Annotated in this window: 20 protein-coding genes; 8 read left to right on the top strand and 12 right to left on the bottom strand. The window is 62.1% G+C overall.

The window, feature by feature from the left end; translation table 11 throughout:
• Positions 1 to 5 precede the first annotated feature (5 nt).
• Positions 6 to 932, bottom strand: a complete 927-nt coding sequence (locus ACSZOQ_RS15865; RefSeq protein ID WP_439923393.1) for a peptidylprolyl isomerase — start codon at positions 930 to 932, stop codon at positions 6 to 8.
• A 459-nt stretch (positions 933 to 1,391) separates the two neighbouring features.
• Between ACSZOQ_RS15865 and secA the strand changes: the two genes are divergently transcribed.
• On the top strand, positions 1,392 to 4,253 hold the full coding sequence (gene secA / locus ACSZOQ_RS15860) for a preprotein translocase subunit SecA (protein WP_439923392.1): 2,862 nt from the start codon (positions 1,392 to 1,394) through the stop codon (positions 4,251 to 4,253).
• Positions 4,254 to 4,450: 197 nt separating this feature from the next.
• Here the strand turns inward: secA and ACSZOQ_RS15855 are convergent, their stop codons facing one another.
• From ACSZOQ_RS15855 to ACSZOQ_RS15840, 4 genes are all read right to left on the bottom strand, one after another.
• Complete coding sequence (locus tag ACSZOQ_RS15855) at positions 4,451 to 5,926, bottom strand: L,D-transpeptidase family protein (protein WP_439926099.1); 1,476 nt, start codon at positions 5,924 to 5,926, stop codon at positions 4,451 to 4,453.
• Positions 5,927 to 6,252: 326 nt separating this feature from the next.
• Positions 6,253 to 7,215: an acetyl-CoA carboxylase carboxyltransferase subunit alpha gene (locus ACSZOQ_RS15850; RefSeq protein ID WP_439923391.1), complete on the bottom strand. Its 963-nt coding sequence runs from the start codon at positions 7,213 to 7,215 to the stop codon at positions 6,253 to 6,255.
• A gap of 262 nt (positions 7,216 to 7,477) precedes the next feature.
• On the bottom strand, positions 7,478 to 8,434 hold the full coding sequence (xerD, locus tag ACSZOQ_RS15845; protein WP_439923390.1) for a site-specific tyrosine recombinase XerD: 957 nt from the start codon (positions 8,432 to 8,434) through the stop codon (positions 7,478 to 7,480).
• A 16-nt stretch (positions 8,435 to 8,450) separates the two neighbouring features.
• The gene (locus ACSZOQ_RS15840; RefSeq protein ID WP_439923389.1) at positions 8,451 to 8,597 is read right to left on the bottom strand and encodes a histidine kinase; all 147 of its coding nucleotides are present in this window, start codon (positions 8,595 to 8,597) and stop codon (positions 8,451 to 8,453) included.
• A gap of 146 nt (positions 8,598 to 8,743) precedes the next feature.
• Here ACSZOQ_RS15840 and ACSZOQ_RS15835 point away from each other — a divergent pair, with 146 nt between their 5' ends.
• From ACSZOQ_RS15835 to ACSZOQ_RS15825, 3 genes are all read left to right on the top strand, one after another.
• On the top strand, positions 8,744 to 9,346 hold the full coding sequence (locus ACSZOQ_RS15835; RefSeq protein WP_439923388.1) for a shikimate kinase: 603 nt from the start codon (positions 8,744 to 8,746) through the stop codon (positions 9,344 to 9,346).
• A gap of 66 nt (positions 9,347 to 9,412) precedes the next feature.
• A complete protein-coding gene (aroB, locus tag ACSZOQ_RS15830; RefSeq protein ID WP_439923387.1) occupies positions 9,413 to 10,564 on the top strand; it encodes a 3-dehydroquinate synthase in 1,152 nt (383 codons plus the stop codon).
• Between the two features lie 348 nt (positions 10,565 to 10,912).
• On the top strand, positions 10,913 to 12,265 hold the full coding sequence (locus ACSZOQ_RS15825) for a hemolysin family protein (RefSeq protein ID WP_439923386.1): 1,353 nt from the start codon (positions 10,913 to 10,915) through the stop codon (positions 12,263 to 12,265).
• 238 nt (positions 12,266 to 12,503) lie between these two features.
• Here the strand turns inward: ACSZOQ_RS15825 and ACSZOQ_RS15820 are convergent, their stop codons facing one another.
• The 3 genes from ACSZOQ_RS15820 to ACSZOQ_RS15810 form a co-directional block, all read right to left on the bottom strand.
• Positions 12,504 to 12,821: a PilZ domain-containing protein gene (locus ACSZOQ_RS15820; RefSeq protein WP_439923385.1), complete on the bottom strand. Its 318-nt coding sequence runs from the start codon at positions 12,819 to 12,821 to the stop codon at positions 12,504 to 12,506.
• Positions 12,822 to 12,824: 3 nt separating this feature from the next.
• A complete protein-coding gene (locus ACSZOQ_RS15815) occupies positions 12,825 to 13,958 on the bottom strand; it encodes a DUF2336 domain-containing protein (protein WP_439923384.1) in 1,134 nt (377 codons plus the stop codon).
• Between the two features lie 325 nt (positions 13,959 to 14,283).
• Positions 14,284 to 14,559 carry a BolA family protein gene (locus ACSZOQ_RS15810; protein ID WP_439926098.1) on the bottom strand — a complete coding sequence of 92 codons (276 nt, stop codon included), beginning with the start codon at positions 14,557 to 14,559 and terminating at the stop codon, positions 14,284 to 14,286.
• A 110-nt stretch (positions 14,560 to 14,669) separates the two neighbouring features.
• Between ACSZOQ_RS15810 and ACSZOQ_RS15805 the strand changes: the two genes are divergently transcribed.
• Entirely contained in the window at positions 14,670 to 15,317 is a 648-nt protein-coding gene (locus ACSZOQ_RS15805) for a J domain-containing protein (RefSeq protein WP_439923383.1), read from the top strand.
• A 74-nt stretch (positions 15,318 to 15,391) separates the two neighbouring features.
• Here ACSZOQ_RS15805 and ACSZOQ_RS15800 read toward each other — a convergent pair whose 3' ends face one another.
• Positions 15,392 to 15,703 carry a polyhydroxyalkanoic acid system family protein gene (locus ACSZOQ_RS15800; RefSeq protein WP_439923382.1) on the bottom strand — a complete coding sequence of 104 codons (312 nt, stop codon included), beginning with the start codon at positions 15,701 to 15,703 and terminating at the stop codon, positions 15,392 to 15,394.
• A 14-nt stretch (positions 15,704 to 15,717) separates the two neighbouring features.
• On the bottom strand, positions 15,718 to 16,383 hold the full coding sequence (locus ACSZOQ_RS15795; RefSeq protein WP_439923381.1) for a DedA family protein: 666 nt from the start codon (positions 16,381 to 16,383) through the stop codon (positions 15,718 to 15,720).
• Between the two features lie 306 nt (positions 16,384 to 16,689).
• Between ACSZOQ_RS15795 and cobS the strand changes: the two genes are divergently transcribed.
• The 3 genes from cobS (at position 16,690) to ACSZOQ_RS15780 (ending at position 20,864) form a co-directional block, all read left to right on the top strand.
• On the top strand, positions 16,690 to 17,688 hold the full coding sequence (gene cobS, locus ACSZOQ_RS15790; protein ID WP_439923380.1) for a cobaltochelatase subunit CobS: 999 nt from the start codon (positions 16,690 to 16,692) through the stop codon (positions 17,686 to 17,688).
• Between the two features lie 147 nt (positions 17,689 to 17,835).
• Positions 17,836 to 19,743, top strand: a complete 1,908-nt coding sequence (cobT, locus tag ACSZOQ_RS15785) for a cobaltochelatase subunit CobT (protein ID WP_439923379.1) — start codon at positions 17,836 to 17,838, stop codon at positions 19,741 to 19,743.
• Positions 19,744 to 19,823: 80 nt separating this feature from the next.
• On the top strand, positions 19,824 to 20,864 hold the full coding sequence (locus tag ACSZOQ_RS15780) for an esterase-like activity of phytase family protein (protein WP_439926097.1): 1,041 nt from the start codon (positions 19,824 to 19,826) through the stop codon (positions 20,862 to 20,864).
• Positions 20,865 to 20,928: 64 nt separating this feature from the next.
• Here ACSZOQ_RS15780 and ACSZOQ_RS15775 read toward each other — a convergent pair whose 3' ends face one another.
• Together ACSZOQ_RS15775 and ACSZOQ_RS15770 are read right to left on the bottom strand one after the other, a co-directional pair.
• On the bottom strand, positions 20,929 to 22,968 hold the full coding sequence (locus tag ACSZOQ_RS15775) for an EAL domain-containing protein (protein ID WP_439923378.1): 2,040 nt from the start codon (positions 22,966 to 22,968) through the stop codon (positions 20,929 to 20,931).
• Positions 22,956 to 23,495 (bottom strand): heme NO-binding domain-containing protein, encoded by a 540-nt coding sequence (locus ACSZOQ_RS15770; protein WP_439923377.1) that lies wholly within the window; start codon positions 23,493 to 23,495, stop codon positions 22,956 to 22,958. The genes ACSZOQ_RS15775 and ACSZOQ_RS15770 overlap by 13 nt, the downstream gene beginning before the upstream one ends.
• Positions 23,496 to 23,788 lie beyond the last annotated feature (293 nt).

The following is a 23,788-nucleotide window of genomic DNA, read 5'->3' as shown; positions in this document are numbered from 1 at the left end:
TGAATCTACTTCTTCGCCGGCGCCATTTTGCTGTCGGCGGGTTTGGCGGAACTGGCCTTGTCCCCGCTTGCATTCGCCGGAGCGGTTGGCTTGTCCATGCGTTCGATCTTGGCCGTCTCGCGCAGCTTGGCGACGTAATCGGCCTGCGCCTTGCGCGTCACATACTGCTCGATCTGCGGCTTCACCTGATTGAAGTCGGGGGCCTTGCGGGCGCGCTTCTCCTCGACCTTGATGATGTGCCAGCCGAACTGGGTCTTGACCGGATCGGAAATCTTGCCGGGCTCCAGCGCGAAGGCGACCTGGGAAAATTCCGGTACCATCTGCTCCTTGGTGAAGAAGCCGAGGTCGCCGCCGTCGGAGGCGCCGGGATCCTTGGATTCCTTCTTGGCGAGTTCGGCGAAGTCCGCGCCCTTCTTTAGTTGGTCCTCGATCTTTTTGGCCTCTTCCTCGGTCGGCACCAGGATGTGGCGGGCATGCACTTCCTGTTCGCTGGTGATCTGCTTGGAGGCGTCCTCATAGACTGTCTTCATGGCGTCGGGAGTGATCGCCGCCTTGCCTTCGGATGCCAGTAGCTTGTCCATCAGCAGACGGTCGCGGGTGAAGGCGAGCCGTTTTTTGAAGTCCTCGCTGTTTTCGATCTTCTTGTCCTCGGCGGCCTTGGCGATGATCTTCATATCGATCAGGAACGACAGCACGTTGTCCTGCTTGGCTGCCGGGTCCATCTGCGCGAGGCTCGGACCCAATTCCTCTTCGGCGACATTGACGTCGCTCTGGCGGATCTCGGAGCCGTTAACTTTTGCCAGCACAGGATTCAAATCATCTGCGCGGACCGGCGTGCCGATGAGCAGGGTCACGGCCAGGCAGCCGCCGAGGGCGGACGCCGCCAGGCGAACGCGCAGGCTGTGTTTCGTTGCGGGCAATGAGATGGTCATGGGAAGTCCTTGATCTCCAGGAGGAGGTGGTTTTTGGGACGGCGGACACTCGCTCAATCATGCAGCCTTGGCAACGCGAAAACTCTGTCAAAATCATGAATTTCCAGACAGGCGGGCCGCCGCGGTTTCCGCCGCGGGTGCTTCGAATCGGCGGTCCGGCGACCGTTGACAACCCACGGGGTGGGCCATATCTCTGCCGGACCGGGCCGACAGCGAAGGTGGGTTTTGGCTGTGCTTTTGCGATTGAACCCCGGGTCGCCGAATCTCAACCCATGACACGGATGCTCGGCTTCCGGGATTTCCAGCCCTGATGCGTCACGATGAGTTGAGTTGCTGGTGTCCCTATGAATCCGAAATTCGCTCCGGAAGGCGCTGCAGAATTAAGGCGAACTTCGGATTCGGGACACTAGGAGACCACCACATGGCTGCAACGCCGAACCGCGAAGACAGGAATTAGGCATGATCGGCGCGCTTGCCCGCAAGTTTTTCGGTTCCGCCAACGATCGGCGGATCAAGGGATATCAGTCCCGCGTCAAAGCCATCAACGCCCTCGAGTCCGAAATCGCCGCGCTGTCCGACGAAGCGCTGCGGGCGCGCACCGACGAATTCAAACAGCAACTCGCGAACGGCACGAGCCTCGACGATCTCCTCGTTCCCGCCTTCGCCACCGTGCGCGAAGCCGGCAAGCGAACTCTCGGCCAGCGCCACTTCGACGTGCAGTTGATCGGCGGCATGGTGCTGCACGAGGGCGACATCGCCGAGATGAAGACCGGCGAAGGCAAGACGCTGGTCGCCACGCTTGCGGTCTATCTCAACGCGCTCGCCGGCAAGGGCGTCCACGTCGTCACCGTCAACGACTATCTCGCCCGCCGCGACGCCGCCTGGATGGCGCAGATCTACTCCTTCCTCGGGCTGACCACCGGCGTGATCGTCCACGGCCTCGACGATGTCGAGCGCAAGGCGGCCTATGCCTGCGACATCACCTACGGCACCAACAACGAATACGGCTTCGACTATCTGCGCGACAACATGAAGTACCGGCTGGAGGATATGGTCCAGCGCGAGCACTTCTTCGCCATCGTCGACGAGGTCGACTCGATTCTGATCGACGAGGCGCGGACGCCGCTGATCATTTCCGGCCCGCTCGACGACCGCTCGGAATTCTACAACACCATCGATACCTTCATGCCGAACCTCGAGAAGGTGATTGACTACGAGGTCGACGAGAAGCAGCGCACGGCGACGCTCACCGAAGCCGGCATGGAGAAGATCGAGACGCTGCTGCGCGAGGCCGGCCAGCTCAAGGGCGAGTCGCTCTACGACGTCGAGAACGTCTCCGTCGTTCACCACATCGGCCAGGCGCTTCGCGCGCACTCTCTGTTCACCCGCGACAAGGACTACATCGTCCGCGATGGCGAGGTCGTCATCATCGACGAATTCACCGGCCGCATGATGCCGGGCCGTCGCTATTCGGAAGGCCTGCATCAGGCGCTGGAGGCGAAAGAGCATCAGCCGGTGCAGCCGGAGAACCAGACGCTCGCCTCGATCACCTTCCAGAACTACTTCCGGATGTACAAGAAGCTCGCGGGCATGACCGGCACCGCGTTGACGGAAGCCGACGAACTGGCCGACATCTACAAGCTCGAGGTCGTCGAAATCCCGACCAACCTGCCGATCGCGCGTCTCGACGAGGACGATGAGGTCTACCGGACCCAGAACGAGAAGTACGCCGCGATCTTGGCGGAGGTCGAGCGCGCCAACGCCCGGATGCAGCCGGTGCTGGTCGGCACCGCCTCGATCGAGAAATCGGAAGTGCTCGCCGAATATCTGAAGAAGAACGGCTACAAGCAGATCGACTTCACTGATCCCAAATCGATGCGAAAGCTCTACGCGGCGGCCCGCGCCAGCAAGCCGGCGAAGCTGTTTGCGGTGCTGAATGCTCGTTTCCACGAGCAGGAAGCCTATATCGTCGCTGAGGCCGGCGTGCCCGGCGCGATCACCATCGCGACCAACATGGCCGGCCGCGGCACTGACATCAAGCTCGGCGGCTCGCTGGAGATGCGTGCCCAGCACGAGACCGCCGACATTGCCGACGAGGCGGGGAAGCACGCGAAGATCGAGGAAATCAAGGCCGATATCGAACGCTTCCGCGAAATGGTGCTCAAGGCCGAGGACGTCGTCGAGATCGAGCCGGCCAAAGGCTCAAAGCCGGCCAAGACCGTGACCCGGCCCGGCGGCCTCTACATCATCGGTTCCGAACGTCACGAGTCGCGCCGCATCGACAACCAGTTGCGTGGCCGCTCCGGCCGCCAGGGCGACCCGGGCCGCTCGAAATTCTTCCTGTCGCTGGAAGACGACCTGATGCGGATCTTCGGGTCCGACCGGCTCGACACCATGCTGCAGCGGCTCGGCCTCAAGGAAGGCGAGGCGATCACCCATCCCTGGATCAACAAGGCGCTGGAGAAGGCGCAGCAGAAGGTCGAGGCGCGCAACTTCGACATCCGCAAGAACTTGCTGAAATACGACGACGTGCAGAACGACCAGCGCAAGGTGATCTTCGATCAGCGTGTCGATCTGATGAAGAACGAAAGCGTCGCGGAAACGATCGCCGACATGCGCCATGCGTTTGTCGAGGACCTCGTCACCAAGCACGTGCCGGAAAACCAGTATGCCGAGCAATGGGACGTCGTCGGCCTGAAAGAAGAGCTGAAGCGGGTGCTCGAGGTCGATCTGCCGGTCGACGAGTGGGCCGCGGAAGAGGGCATCGCCGACGAGGAGTTGCTGTCGCGCATCGAAAGTCGCGTCGACGAGCATATGGCGGCCAAGGTCGGGCAATGGGGTCCCGATGTCATGCGCTACGTCGAAAAGACCATTCTTCTGCAGACCCTCGATCATCTCTGGCGCGAACACCTGGTGATGCTGGATCATCTGCGCCAGGTCATCGGCCTGCGTGGCTACGGCCAGCGCGATCCGCTGCAGGAATACAAGTCGGAAGCCTTCTCGTTGTTCGAGGCCCTGATTGCGCATCTGCGCGAGGCGGTGACGGGGCAACTGATGCGCGTCGAAATCGTGCCGCCCGAAGAAGAGCAACCGGTGTTGCCCGCGATGGAGGCCCACAAGCTCGATCCCAATACCGGCGAGGACGAGATGGCGTTCGCGCAAAGCAATTTTGCCCAGGCATCGCTGGCGCCGGCGGTGAATGCGGACCGTTCCAGCCGCGATCCGGGCAATCCCGCGAAGTGGGGCAAGGTGGGCCGCAACGAGGATTGTCCCTGCGGCTCGGGCAAGAAGTACAAGCACTGCCACGGCCGCTACGGCTGAGGGCGGGCGGATACGCTGATTTCTTATCCCTCCTAAGCGAAACAATCGTTGCGCAGGTGGGGAGGGGCGACACTAGCCACGTATCGATATCGTCATCATCTGCGAACGCGGATGATCCCGTACATCGCGATATCTGCTCCTATTATCTGTGCTCTGGAATACGGGATGCCTGCTTTCGCGGGCATGACGGCATATCTTTACCGGAATGCCGTGAAGCGGCTGTCGAACGAGTTCGATGACGCTACCGGCGCTGCGCTCGGAATCGAAGCCGTCGCGGGGGTGGGCGCGTCGACTGCGGGCTTGAGCGGTGGCCGCGCGGTGGCGACCTTAGACTTGCCTGCTTTGTCAGCCGTCTTTTCTGCCGTCGTGGCCGGTGCATGCTTCTCGGCCAGGGTCGTGCGATGCGGAGTGTTTTGTTTGGGAGCTGCCGTCTTCGGCTTGGCTGGAGTGGGCTGCGTGGTTGTGGTGGCGGTCGTCGCGGTAGTGTCGGCGGTGCCGAAACCGATCTTGCGGGCGAGGTTGCTGAAGATGTTGTTCGGTGCGGAAGGAGCGAGCAGCGATGACGACGGCCGCGTCGCGTCGGCCTCCGGTTCGTATGCGGTCGCGACCGTTGCCGCTGCAGAATCGCGCGGCGGATTGACGCTCGGCGGAATGGTGCCTGGCGCCGGCGAGTAAGCCGTGAGCTTCAGGCCGGGTTCAGCCGGGTCTGACAGCCCCGTCTGAGCTTCCGGGAGCTTGGCGGCGAACACGCGGTTCATGCCGCCGTCGATCCCGGTGTTGAGCCTCGCTACCGGCGTTCCCTTCGAGATCAGCTTCGCGAGCTCTGTGTTGTCCTGCTGCTGCTTCTCGCGCACGGCACTCGCGATGTCGTCGGGAACCACGTAGGCCGGGCAGGTTGCCGAGGCATTGAAGTCCAGCGGCTTGGTGGAGCCGGGCGGGGGCGCCGGATCGAATACGTACTTGTGCTCGCAGAACTCGACCTTCGGCGCCTGATGCGTGACCTCGAAGTGATCGTTGCCTTCCTTGATCATCTTCCAGAAAGGCATGTTCGGATTATTGCGATGTTTCGCAAGATTCGCCGCTGTCATGTGGAACGGATAGGCCTGAAACTGGAAGGCGCGCTGGCCGCCAAAGAACGATTCACGGCCGAGCGCGTAGATTTCCGCGATCTGCTCGTCGGTCATCGCGTAGCAACCGCGCGAGGAGCAGTCGCCATGCACCATCAGCTCGGAACCGGTGCGCCCCAGCGACTTGTCGAAGGCGTTCGGATAGCCGGTATTGAACGAGAGATAGTAGGCCGAGCGCGGATTCATCTGCGCCGGGGTGATGTTGTAGAAACCTTCCGGGGCCTGGCGGTCGCCTTCACGCGTCTTCGGGCCGAGATCGCCGGACCAGCGGCAGATCGGGTAGGTCTTGAGTAAGGCGAACTTGCCGGACCGGTCCTGCTTCCAAACCTCGAGCTCGGCTTCCTGCTTGAACAGGCGAACCAGGATCGGCGACTGCAGCTCCATGTCCTTTTCGGTCATGGCGGCGATGAGCTTGGGTGGGACGGGCTGGTTGGCCTTGGCGTTGCTCGCGAGCGAAGCGTCCTCGCCGTTGCAGCCGGCGAGAAGCGCGCCGGACGCGAGCACGGCCGACGTCATGATCGCGCGACCAAGCGTGCGATGGATCAAAGCCGTGCGATGGATCAAAGCAAAGCTCCGCAAGCGACGGGCAAGCCTGCACCCCGAATTCATGGCGTCCATGCCCCAAGCCATTGAATAAAATATTATCCTTAAGCCTGCGGCCCCGCAAGCCGGGCCGGCCGGCGCGACCAAATCCATGGCAACGATGGTGAACGGAAGTTAAATATTCGGTACCGGGCTGAAATAGGGCAGTTTCGGCCCGAATGCGCAAAAAGCCCGATTTGAGCTGCCGAACCATAGCGTCCGGGGCCGGAAACGCGGTCTCCGCCGGTCCGGAGCCGTCGAGGTCCTATCCTGGCGGATGCGTCGTGTGCTCAGCCCAGTTTGCGCCCGATATCGAGGAATTTCTGGCGGCGCTGCTTGCGAAGCGCGTCGCGGTCCAGATTGCGCAGATCGGTGAAGGCCTCGGCAATGGCGTCGCCGGTGAGCGCGATCACTGCAGCTGGATCGCGATGGGCGCCCCCCGGCGGCTCCTTGAGGATGGCGTCGATCACGCCGAACCGCAGCAGGTCCTGTGCGGTGATTTTCATGTTGGTCGCGGCTTCCTGTGCCTTGCTGCCGTCGCGCCAGAGAATCGACGACGCCGCTTCCGGCGAGATCACGCTATAGATCGCATGTTCCAGCATCAGCACGCGGTTGGCGGTCGCGATCGCGATCGCGCCACCCGAGCCGCCCTCGCCGATGATGACGGCGATATTGGCGACGCCGAGCGACAGGCAGGTGTCGGTCGAGCGTGCGATCGCCTCGGCCTGACCGCGCTCCTCAGCGCCGATGCCGGGATAGGCTCCGGCGGAATCGACCAGTGACAATACGGGAATGTCGAAGCGGTCGGCCATTTCCATCAGCCGGACCGCCTTGCGGTAACCTTCGGGCCGCGCCATCCCGAAATTGTGTTTCAGCCGGCTCTCGGTGGTCGCGCCTTTTTCCTGACCGATGACGCAGATGCTCTCGCCGCGGAAGCGTCCGAAGCCGCCGATCAGCGCCTCGTCCTCACCGAACTTGCGGTCTCCGGCCAGCGGCGTGAACTCGGTGATCAGGCCCTTGATGAAATCGGAGAAGTGCGGCCGCTGCGGGTGCCGCGCCACCTGGGTTTTCTGCCACGGCGTCAGGCTGTCGTAGAGGTCTTTGAGCGCCTGCGCGGCCTTGTCCTCGATGCTCGAAATCTCCTCGCCGATGTCACTGCCGGAGGCGGCGAGCGCACGGAGTTCATCGATCTTGGAATCGAGTTCGGCGACGGGCTTTTCGAAATCGAGGTAACTGCGCATGGGGTCCGGCATTCCAGCAATATAGGACGAACGTGTCAGGGGACGAAAGTTATCGGTGGGGACGGAAAAAATCCTTTAATTCAAACGTTTAGATAGTTTGGCAGAGACGCTTGGATCGGCTGCTGGCGGGAGGCGCTGCGCTCTTTCGCGGCTGATCGGCGTGAAGTCAAGTCCGGAGCGAGGACGGGCTCTTTCGCCTGACCGTCGTATAATAAAGGAAACTCCGGCATGGCTGGGGTTTCAAGGTCGGATTTGGCCGTCGCGTGAGCGCCAGTCAGGTCTCCGCCAGCGGGTGCAGGTCGCGCACCAGGCTTTTCAGCCGCTCTTCCACAACGTGGGTGTAGATTTGCGTGGTTGAGATGTCGGTGTGGCCGAGCAGCGTCTGCACGATTCGCAAGTCCGCGCCGTTATGCAGCAGGTGGCTCGCGAAGGCATGACGCAGCACGTGCGGCGAGACCAGCCGGGGGGCGAGACCGGCCGCCGCCGCCAGCTCCTTGAGTTCGCGCGCAAAGTGCTGCCGTGTCAGGTAGCCGCTTTCGCCGAACGACGGGAACAGCCACTTGGGCCGCGCCGCGGCCTTGCCCGCACCGCGCTGATCGTCCATCGCGGCGAGATAATCGGTCATCGCCTGCCGCGACGCCTCGTTCAGCGGCACCAACCGCTCCTTGTTCCCCTTGCCGCTCACCACGATCATGCGGGCGTCGCGCCGCGCTGCCGACAGCGGCAGCGAGACCAGTTCGGACACGCGCAGCCCGGTGGCATAGAGCACTTCGAGCAGGCAATACAGCCGTGCGGCGCGTGATCGCTGGGCGGTTGAGGCATCGGGCGTATCGATCGCCGCTTTTGCGCGCGCGAGGAGGCGATCGACATCCGCTATCGACAGCACTTTCGGCAGGCTCCGTCCGCGCTTCGGTCCCGACAGGATGGCGGCGGGATCGTCGCCTCTGATGCGCTCGCTCAGCAGAAAACGAAACAGGTGACGCATCGCCGACAGACGCCGTGCGACGCTCGATGACTTGAAACCCCTGACGTCGAGATCGCCGAGATAATCCCGCAACGTCTGGGTTTCGGCGGCGACGAAATTCTGCCCCGCATGCGCGAGGAACGCGGAAAAATCCTCGAGGTCGCGACGGTAGGCGCTGAGCGTGTTCTCGCCGGCGCCTTGCTCGGCAGCCAGCATGTCGAGGAACAGATTCGTCAGCTTCGCATCGGAGGTTTTGTCAGACGTCATGCCGCAAGCGTAGCAGCTATTTCTTGAGAAATTTGTCCGGGTGGACGGTCACCGTCATTTCCCGCGGCGTCGGGTTGACGAAATTCGCCAGCGCGAAAATCACGCCATAGCCGATCGCGCCAATCGCCGCGACGAGAATCAGGAAGCGGAACAGGCTGGGCATGTGTGGTCCCGGCGCGATATTAACCTTTGGGGCGACGCTTCGAGTACCAACATGTTCGCAGGCCAGGTGCAAGAGTCTCTGGCAACCCCCTCGACGAGAGTAGTATAGCTGGCGGGAAGGGCCAACCGCATTCCGACAGGTGTCTTTTGACGTCCGAAACCGTTTCATCGGCCAGCGCGGGCACGTCCCCGGAGACCGCGATCGTCGCGGCGCTCGGCGGGCGGTCGCTGGTGCTCGTCGGCATGATGGGGGCGGGAAAGTCCACGATCGGCCGGCGTCTCGCGGCGCGTCTTGCGATGCGGTTCGTCGACGCCGACGCCGAGATCGAACTTGCCGCCGGAATGTCGATTTCCGAAATTTTCGAAACCCACGGCGAACCGCATTTCCGCGACGGCGAAGCGCGGGTGATCGCGCGGCTCTTGAGCAACGGTTCGATGGTGCTCGCCACCGGCGGCGGTGCCGTGCTGCGCGAGGAGACCCGCGCGCGCATCCGCGAGCGGGCGGTCTCGATCTGGCTCAAGGCGGACGCCGAGGTGATCCTGCGCCGGGTCAGGCGCCGCGCCGATCGGCCCCTGCTGCAAACGGCCGATCCCGCCGCGACGATCGGGCGTCTTATCGCGGAGCGCGAGCCCGTCTACCAACTGGCGGATATCACGATCGCCTCGCGCGACGTGCCGTATGAAAGGATCGTCGATGAATGCATCGACCTGCTTCACCGCAAGCTTGCCGCGGCGGACCGACGGAGCTGAGACCGCCCGGGTTTGCGACGAACGACCCGACCAAGGACTTAACCCCAAAGGATCTGGCACCACGCGATGACCGCTCCGCTGAAAAATCCCGACCCGATCACGGTCGATGTCGCGCTCGGCGACCGTTCTTATGACATCGTCATTGGCCGGGGCATCCTGCCGTCGCTCGGCGCACGGATCGCTGCACTGCGTCCCGGAGCGCGTGTGGCGATCGTCACTGACGAATACGTTGCGACCCATTGGTTGCGGCAGACCGAGGCGTCGCTGATCGGCGCCGGCATCGCGACCTCGCGGATTGTCGTTGACGAAGGGGAGGTCTCGAAAAGCTACGAAGGCATCGAATTTGTTTGCGAGGAACTGATCAAGGCCAAGATCGAGCGCAATGATCTCGTCGTCGCGCTCGGCGGCGGCGTGGTCGGCGACCTCGCGGGCTTTGCCGCCGCGATCGTCCGCCGCGGCATCGATTTCGTGCAGGTGCCGACATCGCTGCTGGCGCAGGTGGATTCGTCGGTGGGTGGCAAGACCGGCATCAACTCGCCGCAGGGCAAGAACCTGGTCGGCGCCTTTCATCAGCCGATCCTGGTGGTCGCGGACACGGCGGTGCTGGATACGCTGTCGCCACGCCAGTTCCGCGCCGGCTATGCCGAGGTCGCCAAATACGGCTTGCTCGGCGATGAGGCCTTCTTCGGGTGGCTGGAAACCAACCATGCCGACATCGTCAAGGGTGGCGCGGCGCGCGAATACGCGGTCGCCACCAGCTGCCGCGCCAAGGCCGCCATCGTCGCCCGCGACGAGCGCGAGACTGGCGAGCGTGCGCTGCTCAATCTCGGCCACACCTTCGGCCACGCGCTGGAAACAGCGACCGGATTTTCCGACCGGCTCTATCACGGCGAGGGCGTGTCGATCGGCATGGCGCTGGCCGCCGAGCTCTCGGCGCGGCTCGGGATGATCGCGGATGCGGACGTGTCCCGTATCCAGCGGCATCTGGCGGCGGTGGGTCTGCCGACGCGCTTGCAGGACATCGCCGGTTTCAAGCAGGAAGGCTTGGCCGACGCGGATGGGCTTATGACGCTGATGGCGCAGGACAAGAAGGTGAAGCGCGGCCGGCTGACCTTCATCCTTTTGAAGGCGATCGGCCAGGCGGTCGTGTCATCCGATGTCGAGCCATCGACGGTTCGCGATTTTCTTGCCAGCAAGCTTGCCAATACGCCGGCCTAGTGGAGTGGATTTGACATTCGCCACCCATTCGCTGCGAGTTCGTGATGCGAATGCCAAAATCCAAAACTCCACTAGAAACCCCATATTTGCTCGTGGTCCTTTGATTCTAACATTTGCAGGAACTCCTGCCGCAACGGGATGCAAATGTTAGAATCGGACCACTAGTGTTTCGGTTCCGAAGTTCGCATGTCCTTGCAGCAACTTTTGGGACCTTCGGAATCAAAGGGACACTAGCAACTTTATTGTTCTAGTGTGGTTGGGGTTCAAAACTTCGCTTGATGGACTCGCACGGGCAATGAAGCGAACTTCTGAACCACCACACCAGCTTGGCATGGTCATGGGACCGCGATGAGTTCGACGTTCTTCCAGATACTGCTCGCATTCCTGCTGCTTGCCGCCAATGCATTCTTTGTTGCGGCCGAATTTGCGCTGGTGAAAAGCCGCGGTTTTCGCGTCAAGGCCATGGTGGAGCGCCGTGCGTTCGGCGCACGGCTGGTGCAAGACATCGTGGGCAATATCGAAGCCTATCTCGCCTGCTGCCAACTCGGCATCACCATGGCGTCTCTCGGTCTTGGCTGGGTTGGCGAGCCGACGGTGGCGGCCTTGCTCGAACCCCTGCTGGGGCGGCTCGACATGCCGGAATCGGCGCTGCATTTCATTTCGTTTCTTACGGGATTCCTTGTGTTCTCCTCGCTGCACATCGTGATCGGCGAGCAGGTGCCGAAGACACTGGCGATCCGCCAGCCGGAGCCGGTGTCGCAATGGATCGCCTATCCGCTCTTCGCGTCCTATGTCCTATTCTATCCGCTGAACTGGCTGCTCAATTCGGCCTCGCGCGCCATCCTGCGCGCGCTTCGCGTCAAGGAAGTCTCGCAGCATGACGTGTTGACCGGTGCGGAGATCGAAGGACTGGTCGGCGAATCCGCCGAGCACGGCGGCATCGAAAGCGGCGAGGCTGAATACATCCAGAATGTGATTCGCTTCGGCGATCTTGCGGTGTCAGACGTGATGGTTCACCGCACGGCGATGGTGACGATCAATGCCGACTTGCCGCCGGACGAACTGGTTCGCGAGGTGCTTGCCAGCGAATACACCCGCATTCCGCTATGGCGCGACAAGCCGGAAAACATTATCGGCGTGCTCCATGCCAAGGATCTATTGCGGGCGATCCTCTCCTCGGACGGCGACATGTCGAGCATCAACGCCAGCGCCATTGCGCTGCCGCCGTGGTTCGTGCCGGAAATGCGCCCGGTCTCCGATCAGCTCAAGGCGTTTCGCCGCCGCAAGACCCATTTCGCGCTGGTGGTTGACGAGTACGGCGAAGTCGAGGGCATGGTGACGCTGGAAGACGTTCTGGAGGAGATCGTCGGCGACATCTCCGACGAGCACGACGTGGTGGTGGCCGGCGTTCGGCAGCAGCCCGACGGATCGGTGGTCGTCGACGGCTCGGTGCCGATCCGAGATCTCAATCGCGCCATGGACTGGCATCTTCCGGACGAAGAGGCGACAACGATCGCAGGCCTCGTGATCCACGAGGCACGCTCGATCCCCGAGCGCGGCCAGAGTTTTACATTTCACGGTTTTCGCTTCAGGGTTTTGCGACGCGAGCGCAACCGCATCACCGCGCTGCGCATCCAGCCGGTGCCGCGCGAAGCGGAGGCGATGGAGAACAGACCGAAGCGGGCGAGAACACTGTCCTAGCGCGTATCCCGCAAAAGTGGATACCGGTTTTGCGATCAGAATAAGCGCAAGTTATTGATTGAGAGCATTTTCTGACGCGAACCGGATTCCACTCAGTCGGAAATTGCTCTAACTGTCGCGGGTGGCGCGCGGCCTTCGGAATCCAGACGTGAAAGGCGGATGCAGACTGCCTGCGTACAGACGCCGCGTTGTCAGTTCAAACTGAAAGAACCGTCGCGGATCGCGGAGCCCGGCCTCATCACGAATCGGATCTGGCGGGCGCGCGGCCTTTCTTCTTGGCAGGAATTTTATCCTCAACGAATTTGACACCGATCTCGTCGCCATTGACGCGGACGAGTTCGCAGCGGCGAAAGGCGAGGCCGGTCGACGACAGCAGCAGGAAGAATTCCTTGAGATTCAATCCTTCGATCGAATCCTTCACCTGAATCCGCGCGCCGTTGTCCGAAATGTCCAGCATGGTGCAGGGCCGCTGCCATGTTCCGTCGATCCCCATCATCAGAACGGTATAGCCGGTGGCGAACGTCACCCGATCCGCTTTTCGGTTGCCCCAGCCCACGGCTCAGATATCCGAAATGGCGATTGCCGTGTCTGGCGCATCGGCTTTCCTCGCCGAACCGCGCGCGGACCAGAACCGGATCGTGCGTTGCGCAGAGGACAGCGAGAGCGCTTCGAACACCTCCCGGCCACTCTCGAATTCCTGCTTGGTCAGGGGACGGCAATGCGGGCGATTGCGCAGGATCATGCTGGTCGTTGACCAGTTCAGCCGGGCGGCTTTGCAAGCGACGATCAACCCGTCGGGACGGGGATTGGTAATCAGCGGCTCGATCGCTTCGGTTTTCACCGAGTTCAAAAGCGAGAGCGCGGCAACGATGTGGATGTACTCGTTCTGCAGAGCAAAGCGGTTGATGGTCTGATCGCCCAACTTGCCCGCTCGGTTGAGGGCAAGGACCATCGATTCCGATTCGGCGTAGTTGGTCGGTGCGAGGGCTGGGGAGGCGATCTGTTCGACGATCGACCGAATCGCCTCCTGAATTTTCTCTCGCATCTCCGGCGGTGCGACCTTGAGCAGGCGTTCGCGCACGGCTGCGCTGGCTCTTGAAAGAAGCTCGCGCAGCACCTTGAGCGGGATGTCTAGACGCAGCCCGAGCTTCTCGGCGAGCGCATCGTCCTTTTCGGAGCTTTCAACAAGGGTGGCGTAGCCGAATTCGGAGAAGCGCGCGCCCGCATTCCGGGCCAGCGTGTGGGAGACCTGCGAGTCGCCGCGCTTGAGCAGGACGTCGGTCACGCCCTCGCTCAGGGTGTCCCGGTGCGAGATGGCCAGCAGGTGCTGCGGCCCGCGCAGATTAGCGATCTCGATCAGGTCGCCTTCGGACAGCCTGGCCGACTTTGTCAGAACCGGCGCTGCGACTGACACTTCCTGATGATAAGCAAGCTGCCGGACGGTCTCCTTCGGAGCAAGGCTTGAGCCCGAAAGCGTTGTGCTGAGTTGCGCCAGCGTGCGCGCCTCCATCTGCTCCATGAGGCGGACGAGAACGTCATCGAAGACACCGATCTGGTTTTCGTTCAGCCGGTCCGCATCGGACAGGAACAGGTCGGTAACCCGGCGAAGCATCTGGAGCCGCCGCTCGGACGAGCCGCCTTGCACCGCACTTTCCAGTTCCGCGATCAGCGCCGTTGAGGCTGCTTCGGACATGAGCATGATCCCAGCGAGTCAATTCGAGCGCGTAACGCTCCATTGCGTTCGCGTTCTGCCGTAACGATGGAGGTATTTTGCTCCGATGTTCTGAGGAGCGGGTTAATTTCCCATAAAAACGCGATTGAAATTTTTGAGCGAAGCGGTCGCAGGCCGCTGCTGGTATGCGTTGGACGCGTAACTTGGGGTGGTGGTCGCGAAAAGGCGCGAGGCTTGCCGTTTCCGCTCGGATCAGCTCCGATCCGGCGATCCATGTCTCGACGGTCGTCTGGGCATGTGCCTCTTGGCGATGGATTGCCGACCCGGTGGAGCCCGGCCCCCGCGTTCAGTGCCCCTGTTCGGCCGGTGTCAGTGCCCGGATCGCCAGCGCGTGAACGCTACCGGCCAGTTCCTCCGCCAGCAGCGTATTGATCATGCGGTGGCGATCGACCCGGCTCTTCCCTTCGAACGCTCGCGACACAATATTAACTCGGAAATGCGTTCCGCCGCCGGGCCGATGGCCGGCGTGACCCTCGTGAAGATGTGATTCATCGGCGACGTCGAGGCTCTCCGGCGTGAAAGCTTCGCTCAGTTTTTTTGTGATGCTATCCTTGACGGTCATGGCGAGCGACTTAACGCCCATCGCTCGCCTCCGTCAATGGCGCGAAGGCTAACGGAATAAATGCGATGTCAAGACTTGAAGCGTAGAGCATTGCGTAGTCAAAGATGGTCATGCCGATCGATACATCGAAATTCTTCGATAGCATCCGCATCAAGCCGAGGGCTGATGCGAAGCAGCCGCGCGTGCGCGAGGAAGCGGTCACCTGCGAGTGGCCCGACTGTCAGAACCGGGGATCGCACCGCGCGCCGAAGGGCCGCGGCAACGAACGCGGTTATTTCCATTTTTGCCTCAACCATGTCCGCGCCTACAACCAGTCCTACAATTTTTTTCAGGGCATGAATGCGGAGGCGGTCGCGCGCTATCAGAAGGATGCGCTGACCGGCCACCGCCCGACCTGGAAGATGGGCGCCAACGGCGCCAAGGCCAAAGGCAAGACCGGCGACATCGATCTCGAGGGCATGGCCGATCCTTTCAGTGTGCTTGGCGAACTCAACGGCCGCGGAAAAGGGCGTCCAGGTCCGGGGGCGGGGTTCGAAACCAAACCCGAGACGCGCAAGATCTTCAATGCGGAGCGTAAAGCGCTGCAGGTGATGGGGCTCGGCGCCGATGCTACGATCGAAACCGTCAAGGCGAAATACAAGATGCTGGTGAAGCAGCATCATCCGGACGCCAACGGCGGCGACCGTTCGACGGAAGATCGCCTGATCGAGATCATCAAGGCGTACAATTACCTGAAGACGGTGGTGCGCGGCGCCTGAGGTTTACAAGGAAGTAAACTCACACTGGTTGCTGACGAGCTTGGATACAACCTGTCATTCATTGGCGCCGTTATCTATTTCTTCTCCAGCATCAGCGTGCCCTTTTTCTGGATGACGCCTTGAATTCCGTGGGCGAGGCGGCTGAGCAGCCACGGCAATGTCACTTCGAGCCGAACATGGTCCTCGAATACGTCCATGATTCCCGAAACCTGCTGCTTCATGGCGGTGACGGAAAACACCAGGCGATCGCCGCTCCACACCTCTTCATTGACCTGGATGAGCTGCGCGTATTGCGTTCGGGCACTGCCGAGCCCCGCTTTCATCCGGCGTAGCGCTTCATCCTTGCCGAGGCGATGTGGAATGGAAACAACGAGAGGTTTGGTCATGGTTGATCCAATGGTTAGCCGGTTCGTTCAGAACTAGTTTTGACGGGCACGTTGATGCCGCGCCTGCGGTGCCGCCACCAGGTCGCGGCGCCGGCAATCGTGGCAATGACGATCACCGTGGGAATCCAGACGATTTTGCCGATGTGCGTGTGGTGGGGCAGTCCGCCATATTCATGCAACGCCGATACCGCCAGAACGCCGGGCAAGACGTGCGCGGGAGCCCAGAGCAGGATCGCCGGAATGTTGACCGCATAAAATCGCAATGGCGGCATCGCCAGTGCGCCCGCGGTGATCGGCACAAAGGCGCGGACCGGCGGCACAAACCGCGCGAAGAACACCGCGAGCGTACCCCAGCGATTAAAGAACGTTTCGCTCTGGGCAATCAGGCCGGGATACCGGGACATCGGCCATGCACTGAGGATTTCACGTTTGGACCGATGTCCGATCCAGAACGCTGTTCCGTCGCCGATCACGGCGCCGGATGCGGCGGCGGCCAGCACCGCTATCAGTTGCAGTTCGCCACCGGGAATCAGCGCGCTCAGCGCAAGAATAATGGTCGAGCCGGGCACGATCGAACCCAGCACCGGCGCTGCCTCGAGCAACGCCGCAAGAAATATCGTGAAATAGGCGAGCCAGGCATGGGCCGACACGAACGCAATCAATGGGTCAATCAAACTCACGAAAATCCTGCTTCTGGCGTTCCACGTGGACGGGTTTCTGGCCCCCGGTTAGCATACTCTATGGGCGGCAACGCCCACGACGGTTGATGGTTCGGTTCTCGGGTTTGACTTGCAGCATCCGCTGATTCGCGGGGCAGCCTTTCAAAATCCGCATCAAGCCCCTATCTGAATGATATAACAGCGGAACTTTGATTGCGCGGCGGGCTTCTGCCGGCCCCCGCTCTCTGCTAGATTTCCTGCGAGCCCCTCATCCGCAGCCATGCGCAGTTCTGGTTTCGGGAAGCGCGCCCGAACCTCGGAGGATTGATGACGACCGCGGCCATGACCAAAACTGAAACCTCCGCCGGTTTGCCCGACATGAAGGTGTCGGTGCGGCAGGTGTTCGGGATCGACAGCGATCTCGAAGTCCCTGCCTATTCCGCAACCGATCCGCACGTGCCCGATGTCGATCCGGACTATCGCTTCGATCGTGCAACAACGCTCGCAATTCTCGCCGGCTTCGCCAGGAACCGCCGCGTCATGGTGAGCGGCTACCACGGCACCGGCAAATCGACCCATATCGAGCAGGTGGCGGCGCGGTTGAATTGGCCCTGCGTGCGCGTCAACCTCGACAGCCATATCAGTCGTATCGATCTCGTCGGCAAGGATGCGATCGTGGTCAAGGATGGCAAGCAGGTCACCGAATTCCGCGACGGCATCCTGCCGTGGGCCTACCAGAACAACGTCGCGCTGTGCTTCGACGAATACGATGCCGGCCGTCCGGACGTGATGTTCGTGATCCAGCGCGTGCTGGAGTCCTCAGGGCGCTTGACGCTGCTCGATCAGAGCCGGGTCATCAAGCCGCATCCGGCGTTCCGACTGTTCTCGACCGCGAACACCATCGGTCTTGGCGACACGTCGGGCCTCTATCACGGCACCCAGCAGATCAATCAGGCGCAGATGGACCGCTGGAACATCGTCACCACGCTGAACTATCTTCCGCACGACAACGAGGTCGAGATCGTGCTGGCCAAGGCCAGGCACTACCGCACACCGGAAGGCCGCGACACCGTCGGCAAGATGGTGCGGCTTGCCGATCTCACGCGCAACGCCTTCGCCAACGGCGATCTCTCCACGGTGATGAGCCCGCGCACGGTCATCACCTGGGCGGAGAACACCGAGATCTTCGGCGACCTGGGTTTCGCCTTCCGCGTCACGTTCCTCAACAAATGCGACGAACTCGAGCGGCCGCTGGTCGCCGAGTTCTATCAGCGCTGCTTCAACACCGAGTTGGCGGAATCGGCGGTCAACGTGGCGTTGAGCTGATTTTTACCCTCTCCCTTGTGGGAGAGGGTGTCTTCGCGGAGCGAAGGCAGGTGAGGGTGAAACCCTCGCTCGAAGACACTCTTCACCCGGCACGGACTTCGTCCATGCCGCCCTCTCCGCGAGAGAAGGAAACCGGCCACCGCATTCATGAACACCGCACCACCGAGCAACAAGTTCCGTACCGGGTCGAAGGAAGCGCCGAGCGAGCCGTTCAAGCGCGCGGTGGCGTCCTGCCTGCGCGCGATTGCCCGGCGACCGGAACTCGAGGTGACATTTGCCGTCGAGCGGCCCGGCCTGTCGCCGGGCAAGGCGCGGTTGCCGGAGCCCGGGCGCAAAATGAGCAAGCGCGACGCGGCGATCGTGCGGGGCCACGCGGATTCCATCGCGCTGAAGATCGCCTGCCACGATCCCAAGGTGCATCGCAAGCTGATGCCTGGCAATCCGCAGGCGCGCGGTGTGTTCGACGCGGTGGAGCAGGCGCGGGTCGAGGCCATCGGCTCACGCCGGATGACAGGCGTCGCCAAGAATCTGACTGCGATGCTCGATGACCATTTTCATCGCGGCAAGTATGACGAAATCACCGATCGCGCTGATGCGCCGCTGTCGGATGCGCTGGCAATGATGGTCCGTGAGCGGCTGACCGGCCTCGCGCCACCCACCGCCGCGCGCAAAATGGTCGATCTGTGGCGTCCGTTCCTGGAAGACAAGATCGGCAAACGGCTGGATCAGCTCAGCCACCTCACCGAGGATCAGGTGAAGTTCGGCGACGTCGTGCACGACTTGCTGTCGGAGCTCGATCTCGGCGACGACACCAACGCCGAGGCTGACAAGGACGAGAACCAGGACGACAACCGCGAGGGCGATAACGATCAGTCTGGGGGAGAGGGATCGCCCGACAGCGACGCCGCGCAGGAAATGAGCGCGGAACAGGCTCAGGAGACCACCGACGAGATGTCGGACAGCGCCATGGAAAGCGCGCAGGCCTCCGCCAGCGATACCTTCGACGACGGCGAGCTCGGCGACGACGAGACGCCGGGCGAGGCGACGCGGCCAAACGCCAGGGGCGCCAACGAGCCGCGCGGTCCGGAGTATCACGCTTTCGCGCCCAGGTTCGACGAGGTGATCGCGGCGGAGGACCTCTGCGATCATGACGAGCTGGAACGGCTGCGCAGCTATCTCGACAAGCAGCTCGCGCATCTGCAAGGCATCGTGGCGCGGCTCGCCAACCGCCTGCAGCGTCGCCTGATGGCGCAGCAGAACCGCGCCTGGGAGTTCGATCTCGAGGAAGGCATTCTCGATCCGGCGCGGCTGTCGCGGGTGGTGATCGATCCCTATCAGCCGCTGTCGTTCAAGCACGAGAAGGAGGCGACCTTCCGCGACACCGTGGTGACGCTGCTGCTCGATAATTCCGGCTCAATGCGCGGGCGTCCCATTACGGTGGCCGCGACCTGCGCCGACATCCTGGCGCGCACGCTGGAGCGTTGCGGCGTCAAGGTGGAAATTCTCGGCTTCACGACGCGGGCGTGGAAGGGCGGGCAGTCGCGCGAGGCGTGGCTCGCCGCAGGCAAGCCGGCCACGCCGGGGCGGCTCAACGATCTCCGTCACATCATTTACAAGTCCGCCGACGCGCCATGGCGGCGCTCGCGGAAAAACCTCGGGCTGATGATGCGCGAGGGGCTGCTCAAGGAGAACATCGACGGCGAGGCGCTGGACTGGGCCCACAAGCGGCTGCTCGGCCGCTCGGAACAGCGCAAGATATTGATGATGATCTCGGACGGCGCGCCTGTTGACGATTCCACGCTGTCGGTCAATCCCGGCAACTATCTCGAGCGCCACCTGCGCTGGGTGATCGAGGAAATCGAGACCCGCTCGCCGGTCGAGCTGATCGCGATCGGCATCGGCCATGACGTGACGCGATACTATCGCCGCGCGGTGACCATTGTGGATGCGGAAGAGCTCGGCGGAGCCATCACCGAACAGCTCGCCGAACTGTTCAGCGAGACGCATGATCCACCGGCGGCACCAGTGCGGCGGCCGCGCAAGCTACATTCGTGAGAGTGCCAACCCGCAAAGGGAAGGGGAGCAGCCGTTTCGTCTCACCTCCCGTCGAGCCCGATCGTCCAGACCGTCGCGGCATCCTCAAATGGGGAATTTCGCTCGCCGCCATCGCCGCCACTCCCGCTCCCGCCCGCGCGCAATTCGCAACGCACCCGCTGAAGCAGTCACCGCCGGACGAACTGACGCCGCCGGCGCCGGTGTCGATCACCGTCAACGCGCGGCCGATTTCCTCCTTCGACCTGCGCGACCGTTCGCGCACCCGCTTCGGCGCGCTCGCCTTTCGCAGCGGATTGATCCTGACCTCGTCATTTCGCGGCTTCGGAGGACTGTCGAGCCTGCGGCTCGATCCGAAAGGACAACAATTCATTTCCGCCAGCGACAAGGGTACCTGGTTCACCGGCCGTATCGTCTATCGGGCCAAGGAGATGACCGGGCTCGCCGATGTCGAGGCCGCACCCATGCTCGGTGCTGACGGCAGGCCGATCACCGCGCATCACTGGTTCGATACCGAATCGATCGCGCTCGACGGATCGCTGGTCTATGTCGGCATAGAGCGGGTCAACCGGATCATGCGGTTCGATTTCGGCAAGGGGTTTACGCGAGCGCACGGTGAGGAGGTCGATGTGCCGCCGGCCATTCGCAAGCTGCCATTCAACCAGGGGCTGGAGGCGATGGTGGTCGTTCCCCGCGACAAGCCGCTCGGCGGCACGCTGATAGCAATCTCCGAGCGCGGCCTCGACGCCGGCCAGAATATCGTGGCGTTCCTGATCGGCGGCCCGTCGCCTGGCCAGTTCGCGATCCGCCGCACCGACTATTTCGACATCAGCGATGCCTGTCTGCTGCCTTCGGGCGATCTGTTGATTCTCGAACGCAAATTCTCGCTGACCGGCGGTATCGGCATTCGCATCCGGCGCATTGCGATGAAAGCGGTCGCGCCCGGCGCGCTGGTGGATGGCCCCTCGATTTTCGACGCGGACCTCGGGCAGGAGATCGACAATTTCGAGGGTATCGATGCTTACGCGAACGACAACGGCGAAATCGTCCTGACGCTGGTGTCCGACGACAATTTTTCGCTGATCCAGCGCACGCTGTTGCTGCAGTTCACGCTGGTCGACTAGTGGTCCGATTCCAACATTTGCATCCCAAAGCGGGTAGCAAGTGTCAAATTCGCTCCACCAGCTGTTAATCCAGTAGCGGCAGGGCCTTCACCGCAGCGACGTTGGCCGACAGCATCTCATTCGCCGCGGTTTCGTCCAATGGGAGCGAGAAGAAGTAGCCTTGCGCGTAACCGCATCCCATCTGATGCAGAATGTTGACATGCTCTTCGGACTCGGTGCCCTCGGCGATAACATCGAGGCTGAGGTTCTTTGCGAGGTCGAGGATGGTCTGAACGATCTGCCCGCCGTCGCTGCGCGATTGCAGTGCTGAGACGAACGCGCGATCGATCTTCAGGGTGTCGAACGGCAACTGATGCAGATAGCTCAGCGAGGAGTAGCCGGTGCCGAAATCGTCGATGCTGACGCGCACGCCGAACTGGCGCAAGCGGCGCAGAATTTCGATGGCTTGCTGGGCGTTCTGAATGGTGACGCTTTCGGTGATTTCCAGTCGCAGCGTATGTGGCGGGGCGCCGCTGGCGGTCACTGCATTGATCACCTGCTCGACGAAGTCGGTCTGGTGAAACTGGCGCGGCGAGACGTTGACGCTCATGGTGAGCGGCTTGGCACGCGGGAAATCCTGCTGCCACCTCGCTAGCGTTTTGAGCGATTGTTCCAGCACCCAACTGCCGATGAAGACGATAAGACCGGTTTCCTCGGCGAGCGGAATGAAATCCGATGGCGGAATGATTTGCCCGTCACTTTTTTTCCAGCGCACCAGTGCCTCGAAGCCGGTCATTTCGCGCGAACCAAGGGCGATGATCGGTTGATAGTGCAGCACGAATTCGTTCTTCTTCAGCGCATTGCGCAGCTCGTTCTCCAGCGTCAGGCGCCGCTTGGCGTCGACATGCAGACTTTCATCGAAGATTTCAACGCGGGCACGGCCTTCGCCCTTGGCGCGGTACATCGCCAGATCGGCATCGCGCATGATGTCTGCCGCGCTGGTATACCCAGCTTCGCTGGAGACGACACCGATGCTGGCCGACGAATACAGCTCCTGGCCGTCGATGAACAGCGGGTTGTGCAGCGAAGCCTGCAACGATTGCGCAACATCGACAGCGACTGAGCTGCGCTCGATGTCCTCCAGAAGGATGGTGAATTCGTCGCCGCCGAGCCGGGCCAGCGTCACCGCTTCGCCGGCGGCGAGCTTGTGGCCGGATTTGATCAGCGCCTGGCTGAACCGCTGGGCGATTTCCTGCAGCAATACGTCGCCGGCCGAATGGCCAAGGCTGTCGTTGACCAGCTTGAAGCGGTCGAGGTCGATGAAGATTACCGCGAAGCCGATGTCCGGCCGGCGCAGATGCGTCGCCACCGCGCGTTCGAGGCGATCGGAGAACAGCAGGCGATTTGGCAATCCGGTCAGCGGATCGTGCGTCGCATCGTGCATCAGTTTTTGTTCGGCCCGGCGGCGTTCGACAACGCGGCCGAGCTGGGTGCCGATTTGCGCCAGCACGCCAAGGAACTGATTGTCGGGGCGGACCGTACTGTGATGAAAAAATTCCAGTACGCCGAGCACGTCGTTGCCGACCAGCACCGGAAATGCGAACGCGGCGCGGCAGCCGGACAGCACGGCAACCTCGGCGCGCGGAAAGTTGCGGTCCAAGGTCAGGTCGGCAATCCAGGCTGGCTTGGCGGATTGGTAGACGCGGCCTGGCAATCCATCGCCGATGGCGAAGCCGGTTTTCAACGTCAACGAAATGAAAGCAGCGAGAAGCCCCGGGTCGGCCGCATGCCAAACGCCCGCTGGCGTAAGATAGTCGGGGATGGTTGCCGAGGGCAGGTAGACGTTGCCGAAGCCCCAGCCGGTGTGCTGACAAATGGCGCCGAGCGCAAAACGCATGGTGTCGTCGATCGAACCACTCTGGTTTGCCGCCGTCGCGATGGTCTCAAGCAGCGCGAGCTGTTGCTGCCTCTCGTACAGATCTCTCAACCCCTTTTCCGCGATCTCTTCCGCCTTCAGCCGCGCCACGCGCTCGCGCTGCAGGCGATTTTCGAGCTTCAGAATCTTGAGATTGAGCTGATCGAGAGGAGCGGCGGACTCAGCTGCAAAAGGGGTCAAGGCGCCCATTTGATTTCCATCAAACATTTGTCCGCACCATGGTTCATGCAAGTATGGTGCGTAATGTCGACTTCCTCGCAAAAAATGCCTGCGGCGCCTTTGATGAATCCATGCGCCAGGTCGCACATCCGGCGCGACGATTCGTAGCCCATCGTCACGTTGCCTTCCGGAGTTTCGCGGAAGTGGAAAAACGGACACTTGGCGCCGGAGTAGAGCTTGCGGACTTCCGGGTGGATGATGTTGTTGACGCTTAGAACGAAGCTGCGCGATGAGTTGTGGGGCATGAAGAAGTCAGGGTATCGCTGCTTGAGCAGCGGCATCGCCTGTTCGCCAAACCATCGCAGGACGTCGCCGCTGGTCATATCCAGCTTGGCGGCCGCGGCGTCGACCAGGGCGATCATCTCTTTGTCGGAGTAATTGCCGAGCGAGGTGTAGGCGCCGGCTACGCCGGCATCGTCGAGCAAGTCGTCCCAGACGTCGGCGCCGAATTTCTCGACGACGGCCTCTTCGAGCAGATTGTAAACCACGCCCTTCATGGAAAACTCCACGAATTTGAGGGTCGCGAAATCGCGATCCAGCGGTCGACCGTATTTTCAGACCTTGAAAGATGAGTAAAATCACGGAAGCGCACTGAAGTGGCGGTTACCGAACCGCTAATTGGGTGGCCGGACTGGATGGCTATCCGGAACCGCAGGCGTTCGACGATGCGGCCTCGATCGCATTCGCAATGCCCTTCGGTACCTCGCGCGGCGCGCGCTGCGGACTGTCTGGACGTGGTGGCGATGCCCACGGTCTGCACGATGGAGGCCGCGCCGTCCTTCGGCGGCGG

Source organism: Nitrobacter sp. JJSN (genome assembly GCF_051912485.1).
Lineage (GTDB): Bacteria > Pseudomonadota > Alphaproteobacteria > Rhizobiales > Xanthobacteraceae > Nitrobacter.
This window is presented reverse-complemented; position numbering and strand designations above follow the sequence as displayed.